The sequence below is a fragment of the Pseudomonas caricapapayae genome, assembly GCF_001400735.1.
Lineage (GTDB): Bacteria > Pseudomonadota > Gammaproteobacteria > Pseudomonadales > Pseudomonadaceae > Aquipseudomonas > Aquipseudomonas caricapapayae.
The window spans coordinates 1-10117 of record NZ_LJPW01000165.1; the positions used below are offsets into that span (position 1 = coordinate 1).

The 10117-nt window shown below is 62.2% G+C and carries 2 protein-coding genes; both read right to left on the reverse strand.

All coding sequences use genetic code 11. The annotated features are described in order from the left end of the window. On the reverse strand, positions 1-9096 hold a 9096-nt coding region (locus ALO80_RS25440), incomplete at its 3' end, for a non-ribosomal peptide synthetase (RefSeq protein ID WP_083493410.1). A 1-nt stretch (position 9097) separates the two neighbouring features. Continuing rightward, the coding region (locus tag ALO80_RS25445; RefSeq protein WP_083493411.1) for a phosphopantetheine-binding protein at positions 9098-10117 on the reverse strand (1020 nt) is incomplete at its 5' end.

Sequence of the window (10117 nt, forward strand, 5' to 3'; positions counted from 1 at the left end):
CGGGAACTCGGCAGCCGTGGTGTTCCAGTCGCGGACTATCTGCTGCCGTTCGGCAGCGTCGAGCATAGGGACTTCAGCGATGCGCTGAGCCGCATTGGCACACAGCGCCCGTAACAACGCCAGCCAGTGCCCGGCCATACGTTCGATGGTGCCGCTGTCGAACAAGGCCGTTGCGTAAGTCAGGCCAGCGCTCAGGCCACCGTCGTGTTCGGCGGTATTCAGGGTCAGGTCGAATTGCGCCGGGTAGCGGTCAGACACCAGCGCTTCGACCTGCAGACCGGGCAGCTCGCGAATGTCGGTGCTGGCCTGGCTCTGATGATTGAACATCACCTGGAACAACGGGCTGTGGCTGAGGCTGCGTTGTGGCTGCAGGGCTTCGACCAACTGCTCGAAAGGCAACTCCTGATGCGCCTGGGCTTGCAGCGCCGTGTGTTTGACCTGTTGCAGCAGTTCGTTGAAGGTCGTGTGCAGATCGAACTCGGCGCGTAACACCTGCGTATTGACGAAGAAACCGATCAGGCCTTCGGTTTCCGCACGGGTGCGGTTGGCAATCGGCACACCGACGCGGATATCCGACTGGCCGCTGTGACGGTGCAGCAGGCTTTGGAATGAGGCCAGCAACAGCATGAACAGCGTAACGCCCTGTTGTCGCGTGACCTGTTTCAAATCGTCGATCAGCGCCGGTTCGAGCTCGACCGCCAGGCGCGCACCGGCGTGGCTCTGCACGACCGGACGCGGATGATCGGCGGGCAGCTCCAGAATGGGTTGGTGAGCACCTAATTGCTGCTTCCAGTACTCCAGTTGGCGGTCCTGCTCGCCAGCCTCCATCAAGGTCTTCTGCCACAGCGCGTAGTCGGCGTATTGCATGGCCAGTGGGGTCAACATCACCTCGCGGCCCTGGCTGAAGGCTTCGTACAGACGTACCAGCTCATCGACCATGATCGGCATCGACCAGCCATCGGAGACGATATGGTGCTGGGTCAGAATCAACACGTGTTCGTCGGTCGCAAGATTCAGCAAACGAACGCGCAACAGCGGTCCTTGCTCCAGATCGAACGGACGCTGCATTTCCTGCTGCAGGCAGGCCTCGAGAGCCTGACCGGCATGCACGGTCTCGACCGTCAGGGTCAAGGCGCGTGCCGGATGAACAACCTGCACCGCGCTTTCGCCGTCCTGGCGGAAGGTCGTGCGCAACGTTTCGTGACGAGCGATCAACGCGCTGAAGCTCTGCTCCAGCGCGGCGATGTCCAGCGAGCCGCTCAGGCGCAGGGCCGCAGGAATAGTGTAAGCAGTGCTTTCAGGATCGAGCTGCCAGAGAAACCACTGACGCTGCTGCGCATAGGAAAGACCCAGTGGCCGAGTGCGGTCAGCCTTGATGAAGCGCGGAACGTCGTTGCCCTGGCCCTCGCCCGCCGCGTGGGCGAATGCCGCCAGATCACGCGCTTCGAACAGGTCGCGTAACGAAAGCTCGACGTCCAGTTGCTGACGAATGCGCGAAATCACCTGAGTGGCCAGCAAGGAATGCCCACCCAGTTCGAAGAAGTTGTCAGCGCGTCCGACCTGCTCGATCTTGAGCACATCGGCCCAGATCGCCGCCAGTTGCTGCTCCAGCTCGCCTTGCGGAGCGATGTAGGTCGCCTGCAACTGGCTGGCATCCGGTGCAGGCAACGCCTTGCGGTCCAGCTTGCCGTTGGCGGTCAGCGGCATCTTGTCGAGGACGATGAAATGGGTCGGCACCATGTACTCCGGCAGATTCGCCCTGAGTTCGGTTTTCAGCGTTTCACGCAGGGTTTGCTGATCCTGATCAGGCTCGGTCGGCACCAGATACGCCGCCAACTGCCCGTCCAGGGCCAGCACGATGACTTCGCGAACGGTCGGGTGCGCTTGCAGTCGCGCTTCGATTTCACCCAACTCGATGCGGAAGCCGCGGATCTTGACCTGATGGTCGATGCGCCCGGCGTATTCGACCACTCCGGCAGACCGGTAACGGGCCAGGTCGCCGGTGCGGTACAGGCGGCTGCCGTCGCTGGAAAACGGATCAGGCACAAAGCGCTCTGCAGTCAGTGCGGCGCGGTTGTGATAGCCGCGCGCCAGACCGGCGTGACCGATGTGTAACTCGCCGCTGCATCCCTGGGCGACCGGGTTGAAATCGGCGTCCAGCACGTACCACGACAGATCGGGGATCGCTTCGCCAATCGGGCTGACCGGATTGTGCGTGTCAGCCAGTGTGATCGGCCGGTAGGTCACGTGAACCGTGGTTTCGGTGATGCCGTACATGTTGATCAGTTGCGGTGTCTGATCGCCAAACCGTTCGAACCAGGGTTTCAGGCTGGCAACGTCCAGCGCTTCGCCGCCGAAGATGACTTTCTGTAACGGCATCGGCAACGACGAATCACACGCCACACGCATCAGTTGCTTGAACGCCGACGGCGTCTGGTTAAGCACCGTGACCTGCTGCTCGACCAGCAGCGCGTGAAAATCTTCCGGCGAACGGGTCACTTCGCGGGGCACGATCACCAGTCGTCCCCCGTGCAGCAACGCACCGAAAATCTCCCAGACCGAGAAGTCGAAGGCGAACGAGTGGAACAGCGTCCACACGTCTTTTTCGTTGAACGCGAACCAGTCGTCGGTGGCGGCAAACAGACGCATCAGGTTGTGGTGGGTGAGCAACGTGCCTTTCGGCTTGCCGGTCGAGCCCGAGGTGTAAATCACGTAGGCCAGGTTGGCCGGCGTGGTCTGGTTGAGCGGGTTTTCCGTGCTGTAACCGTCCAGCGTATCGGCCAGATCCAGTGTCTGAACATGCGCAGGAATCGGTAACTGACTGAGCAAACCGCTCTGGGTCAGCAACAATTCGATACCGCTGTCCTGCATCAGAAAGCTCAGGCGATCCTGCGGGTAATCCGGGTCCAGCGGCACGTATGCGCCACCCGCCTTGAGGATCGCCAACAGGCCGACAATCATGTCCAGACCGCGCTCGGCGGCCAGCCCCACTCGAACGTCCGGGCCGACGCCCTGCTCGCGCAGCTTGTGGGCCAGCCGGTTGGCGCGCTGATTGAGTTGCTGGTAGCTCAGTTGTTGGTCAGCAAAACTCAGGGCGATGGCTTGCGGGGCGAGATCGGCCTGACGCTCGATGCGCTGGTGGGCGCAGTGCACGCTCGGGTAATGCTGCACGCTTTGCGTCCAGGCAGTCGGCAAGGCCAGTTCGCCGACACGCGCCTTAGCGCAAGCACCAAGGCTTTGCAGCAGGTGATCGAAATGCGCCGCCAGTTGCAGAATGCCTTCGGCACTGAAATGTTGCCGGTCGTAACTGAAACGCACCGATAGCACGTCATTGGCTTCGACTACCAGCGTCAGCGGGTAATGCGCCTGTTCCTGATTGTGCAGGCCGCTGAACACCAGACCATCGGGCGCGCGCTGCAAGGCTTCGGACACCGGGTAGTTTTCGAACACCAGAATAGTGTCGAACAGTGCCTCGCCACTGTTGCGCGCCCAGCGCTGGATATCATACAGCGGGGTATGTTCATGCTCGCGCAGCGCAAGGTTTTTCGCCTGCACCTGCTGCACCCAGTCGGCCACCGTCTGCTCCGAACGCGGGCTGGCGATCACCGGCAGGGTGTTGATGAACAGTCCAAGCTGCTCTTCGACACCCGGCAGCTCAGCCGGACGCCCGGCCACTGTAGCGCCAAACGTCACACTGGACTGACCGGTGTAGCGTTGCAGCAACAACAGCCAGGCGGACTGCACCAGCGTATTGAGGGTCACGCGCTGCTCGCGGGCAAACTCGCTCAAACGTCGGGTGCCCTCGGCATCGATCAGCTGGATGTAATCGCCATAGCCCTCTCCTTGCGCTGAAGACCTGAACGCGTGAAGCAAGCGGGTTGGCTCATCCAGTTCAGCCAGTTCTGTGGTCCAGAAACGCTGACTGGCATCGGCGTCCTGATCCTGTAACCACTGAATGTAATCGCGATAGCGCCCCGGCTGTGTCGGCGGCGTCTGACCGCTGTAGCGTTGCAGCACTTCACCCAGCAGCCGCGAACTGCTCCAACCGTCCATCAGGATGTGGTGGCTGGTGTAGACCAACTGCCACGTGTCGTCGGCAACGCGCACTACCGCCAGGCGCAACAGCGGGCCCCGGGCCAGATCGAAGCCTTGTTGACGATCGGCCTGCGCCCAGTTGTCCAGCCAGCGTTCGGGCTTACCCCGCGCATCCAGTTCGACAAAGGGCAGCGTCACGTGACGCTGCACCACTTGCAGCGACTGCTCGCGCTGGCTGACAAAGCAGCTGCGCAGCACCTCGTGGGCGTCTACCGCTGCCTGCCATGCACGCTGGAAACGCGGTACGTCCAGCCCGCCGATGTCCACCCGCAACTGATTGATGTAGTTGCCCGCCACCTCATCGAACAGCGAATGGAACAGCATGCCCTGTTGCATCGGCGACAGTGGATAGATGTCTTCGATGGTGCCCGCAGCAATCGACAAACCGTCGAGCTGTGACTGAGTCAGTCGCGCCAGCGGGAAGTCCGACGGCGTGACACCCTGGTGCCCGGCGGTACAGTGTTCGATCAGTGTGGTCAGTGCCTGCTCGTAGCGGCGTGCCAGGGTGTCGATGGTCGAGGCGTGATACACCTCGCGGCTGAAGCTCCAGTCCAGTTGCAACTGGCCATCGAATACCTGACCGTTGAGGCTCAGCCAGTTACCCAGTGGCCCGTCCTCGCACAGAGCAGTGCCGGCACTGTCGGCGCTCGGCACGAACAGCGCACCCTCGCGCTCGCTGAAGCTGCCGTCGAACTGCCCCAGGTAGTTGAACGTGACCCGTGCCTGCGGCAGTGCCGCCAGTTGCTGCGCAAACGACGGCTCGCCCATGTGGCGCAACACGCCGTAACCAATGCCTTTGTTCGGTACGGCACGCAATTGTTCCTTGATCCCGCACAGGCTTGCACCCGGCATGATTTGCGGCGTGAGGCGAACCGGAAAGAGGCTGCTGAACCAGCCGACCGTGCGACTGAGATCGGTGTCGTCGAACAGGTCCTCCCGGCCATGGCCTTCCAGCTGGATCAACACTGACGATTGCTGGCTCCACTCGCACAGCACCTGCGCCAGCGCTGTCAGCAACAGGTCGTTGACCTGCGTGCGGTACGCGGCAGGTGCGACTTTCAGCAGCTTGTGGGTCAGGTCCTTGCTCAACCATGAAGACGCATGGGCCGCATCGCGATGACGCATCGAGCCTTCGGGCTTGTCGCGCGGCAACGGTTGGTCCGCGCCCTGCAAGGCCTGCAGCCAGTAATCACGTTCGGCTGCCAGCGTTTTACCGCTCGCATACTGTTGCAATTGTTCGGCCCAACGCTTGAGCGAGGTGGTTTTCGCTGGCAGCGCCAATGGCTGGCCTGCTGCAATGGCGACATAGGCCTGTTGCAGGTCTTCCAGCAGCACCCGCCACGACACACCGTCTACGACCAGATGATGAATCACCAGCAACAGGCGTTGCTCGCCCTGCGGCAGGTTGACCAGCACGGCACGCAACAACGGACCGTTTTTCAGGTCCAGGCTGCGTTGTGCTTCCTCAGCCAGCTCGGTCAGGCGCTCGGCACTGTCCAGCGCGTGCGTCCAGAGCAGATCGCGAGCGTTCAGCGTGCCGAATGTAGCTTGCCACTGGCCGTCTTGCTGCGTGAACCCCAGACGCAGCGCGTCGTGCTGTTCGATCAGCGCGGCGAGCGCGGCCTGCAGGTGAATCGCATCCAGCGTTTGCAGCGGCTTGAGCATCAACGCCTGATTCCAGTGCTGGCGCTCGGGGATGTCCAGCTCGAAGAAGCGCGCCTGAATCGGCAGCAGCGGCAGCGAACCGCTGACCTGCTCCGCCCCGGCAGCGGGCTTTTTCTGGATCAGTCTGGCCACCGACGCCAACTGGCCGATGGTCTGTTTTTCGAACAACTGCTTGGGGCTGAGCTTGATGCCCTGGCGCTTGGCACGGGCGATGATCTGCAGGCTGAGAATCGAATCGCCGCCCAGTTCGAAGAAGTTGTCGGTGCTGCCGACCTGCTCCAGTTTCAACACGTCGGCCCACACGGCGGCGAGCTTTTCCTCGATCTCGCCCACCGGCGCGGTATAACGTTGTTTGACGACGCCGGGCTTGGGCAAGGCGCGCTTGTCGAGCTTGCCGTTGCCAGTCACAGGCAGACGCTCCAGCAACACGATGTGTGCGGGCACCAGGTATTCGGGCAAGCGCGCAGCCAGTTGCTCACGCAGGCTGTCGACATTCAGGCGCGTACCGGCTGCCGCAACGCAATAGGCCACCAGTTGCAGGCGGGTTTCGTCGCTTTCCAGCGGCTGCGCCAGCACCACCGCTTCGGCCACGTTTTCCAGCGCCTGCAGCCACTGGCCGACTTCACCAGGCTCAACCCGGTAACCGCGAATTTTCACCTGATCATCCGCACGCCCCAGGTATTCCAGCACGCCGTCGACCCAACGCGCACGGTCGCCTGCACGGTACAGGCGCTGGCCATCGGCATCCGGGTCCGGCACAAAGCGCTCAGCAGTCATCGCCGCACGGCCCAGATAGCCCTGTGCCAGCCCAGGACCGCCCAGGTACAGTTCACCGGCCACTCGCTCGGCGACCGGATTCAGATAGGCATCCAGCACCCGAGCCTTGCCATTGGCCAGTGGCTGACCGACCGGCACACTGCGGCAGGCATTCATGCGCTCGGTCACTTCATGAGTCAGGACGCCGACCGTGGTTTCGGTCGGGCCATAGTGATTGACGATCCGGCAGCCAGGCTTCAGCGAACGCACCTGCTCGATCAACGCCCAGGAACTGGCTTCACCGCCCAGAATCAGCAATTGATTCGGCAGCACATCCGCCGGCCTGGCGGCTTGCAGCAAGCCCTGCAAATGGCTCGGCACCACTTTCAGCACGTCAACCTGATGGTCGGCCATGTAACGGGCGAAGCCATCGGGGTCGAATGCCTGTTCGTGGGACAGCAAATGCAATGTCCTGCCGGATGCCAGCGCACCGAACAGCAGGGTATGGCCCAGGTCGGCAGCGACCGTCGACACCATCGCCATGCTCGCCCCTTGCGTCAGAGCCAGGCGTTCGAGCACGCCCTGAACATAGTTGGCCAGCGCGCCATGGCTGATCACCACGCCCTTGGGCTGCCCGGTGGAGCCGGAGGTGTAGATGATGTAGGCCGGTTGCCCGGGCAGGACCTGAATACCCAGCGCCTGGCTGTCGAGATCGGCCCACAGCGCGGCATCGAACGCCAGCACCGGGCACACGCCCAACCGGGCGGCCTTGTCGTCAGCGTTCGCGTGGACCAGCAACACGGCACCACTGTCGCGGGCCAGCTGTTGCAGGCGCTCGGCGGGTTGAGCGCTGTCCAGCGGCAGGTACACAGCCCCCAGTTTCAGCACCGCCAGCAGGCTGACCACCCATTCCAGTGAGCGGTCCAGGCACAACGCGACGGTCATGCCCGGCTTGATGTCCTGCGTGTGCAGATAGCGGGCGAACCGGTTACTGCGTTGTTCAAGCTCGTCAAAGCTCAGCACCTGCTGGCCCACGCGTAATGCGGGCTTGTCACGCCCACTGTGCAGGCCCTGTTGCCACAGGCTGAGGAAGTCATTGCAGGCAAAATCAGAGGACTGCTCAGCGACTGGCAGCGACACCGCTTGCGGCTGATCGGCCAGACGCCGGTCAGTGTCCGCAACCAGTGCTTGCAGCACAGCGCGCAATGCGTCAGCCATGCGTTCGATGGTCTGCGGTTCGAACAGGTCGGTGGCATAGGTGAAATAACCGCGTATCCCGGTGGGCGTGTCGGTAAAGTCGAATGCCAGATCGAAGCGCGCATCACTGCTGCCAATCGGAAACTCATCGACCGTCAGGCCCGATACACGTTGTCCGCTGTCATCTGCAGCCAGCACATGCTGGTTGATCTTGAACTGGAACAGCGGGTTATGACCCGAATTGCGCTCCGGTGCCAACGCATCCACCAGATGTTCGAACGGCAGCTCCTGATGCGACTGAGCTTGCGTGACCACCCGTTTGACCTGATCCAGCAGTTCGGTAAAGCGCTGCCGCTCGTCCACCTGCACACGCAACACCTGGGTGTTGATGAAGAAGCCGATCAGGCCCTCCAGCTCGCTGCGCGTGCGCCCGGCGTTGGGCGCGCCGATGCGGATATCGGCCTGACCACTGAAGCGCGACAGGACCACCGAAAGCGCAGCGAGGGTCAACATGAACAGGGTCTGGCCGCTGTTGCGCGCCAGGGCTTTCAGCTGCAAGGACAATGGTTCCTGGACGTCGACGCGCACCCTCGCGCCACGATGACTCGGCTGCAGCGGGCGCGGGTGATCCAGCGGCAGGCTGAGCAACGGGTGCTCGCTGCCCAGTTGCTGTTTCCAGTAGTCCAGTTGCCGCTCGCCCTCGCCGGCTTCCAGCCAGGCGCGTTGCCAGATCGCATAATCGGCGTACTGAATGGCCAGCGCGGGCAATTGCGCCGGCTGCGCGGAAATCTGCGCCTGATACAGCTGCACAAACTCACGAATCAGCACTTCTGCGGACCAGCCATCGGACACGATGTGATGCATGCACACTGTCAGGACGTGCCCGGTTTCGCTCAGTTGGAACAGTTTGACCCGCAGCAACGTGCCGCTCAGCAGGTCGAAGGGCTTCTGCAGCTCGACACGCACCTGATCTTCGATATCGGCCGGCTCGACCGGGGCGAACTCAAGGGTGACTGTCGCCTGCTGAAGGATCTCCTGATAAAACGCGCCATCATCGGAAACAAAACGCGTGCGCAGGGTTTCGTGGCGTCGGACCAGTTCGTCCAGTGCTGCACTCAGTGCCTGCCGATCCAGCGGGCCGTTCAGACGTACCGCCATAGGTACGTTGTAGGCAGCGTTGTCCGGCTCCATCTGCCAGAGAAACAGCATGCGCTGCTGGGCGTAGGACAGCGGGATACGCGCGGCATCATGCCGGGTCACGGCGATGGGCAGCAGTTTGAAGCTCTGCCCGGTCTCGTTCATCTTGTTCAGAATCTGACGGCGCTGCTCAACGGGCAAACCGACGAAACGCTGGGCGATACGCTCTGCTGCAGACTTGTCCATGTCAGATACCCGCCATTTCATTCATCATTTTTTCAATATCGGACAAGCCGTCCTCGGTCAGCGACAGGCCGCTGCTGGCGAAAGCCTGAATAAAATCGTTCAATTGCGGTTTCTCGAAGATCAGGCGCAATGGAATGTCGATTCCCAGGCCGGTGTGGATTCTGGAAATCAGTTGCGTCGCCAGCAGCGAGTGGCCGCCCAGCTCAAAGAAATCGTCGGTCAATCCAACCCGCTCAACTTTCAGCACGTCCGCCCAGATGGCAGCCATCTGCCGTTCCTGATCGGAGACCGGTGCGACGTACTGGCGCTGTAGTTGCCCGGCGTCCGGTTTTGGCAGCGCCTTGCGATCCAGCTTGCCGTTGGCGCTCAGTGGCATTCTGTCCAGCACGATGAAATGCGTGGGCACCATGTAATCCGGCAGCGACGCCTTGAGATGTGTCTTGAGTGCATCGCGCAGGTGATCGACACCCTGTTCAACCACCAGATACGCCGCCAACTGCTTGCCCGACGGGCCGTCAATGTCGATAACGACGGCTTCGTGAACGCTGTCGTGCTCCAGCAGGCTGGCCTCGATTTCACCCAGTTCGATGCGCAGCCCACGGATTTTCACCTGATGGTCGATACGCCCGGCGTAGTCGATCACCCCTTCGTCGCGGTAACGCGCCAGATCGCCGGTGCGGTACAGACGTCCGCCGCCCTGCTCGTCGAACGGGTCCGGCACAAAGCGTTCCGCCGTCAGCGCGGCCCGCTGGTGATAACCCCGCGCCAGACCGATACCGCCCAGGTACAGCTCTGCCGCCACGCCTTGTGCGGCAGGCAGCAAGCCATCGTCGAGAATGTGGGTTTTCAGGTTATCGATCGGCCGGCCGATCGGTACGCTGAGCACGTCGTTCGTGGTGCAGGTCCAGTGCGTGACGTCGATGGCCGCTTCGGTCGGGCCATAAAGGTTGTACAAACCGGCCTGCGGCAGGCGCTTGAGCACCTGACCGGCCAGTTCGGCAGGCAGTGCTTCACCGCTGCA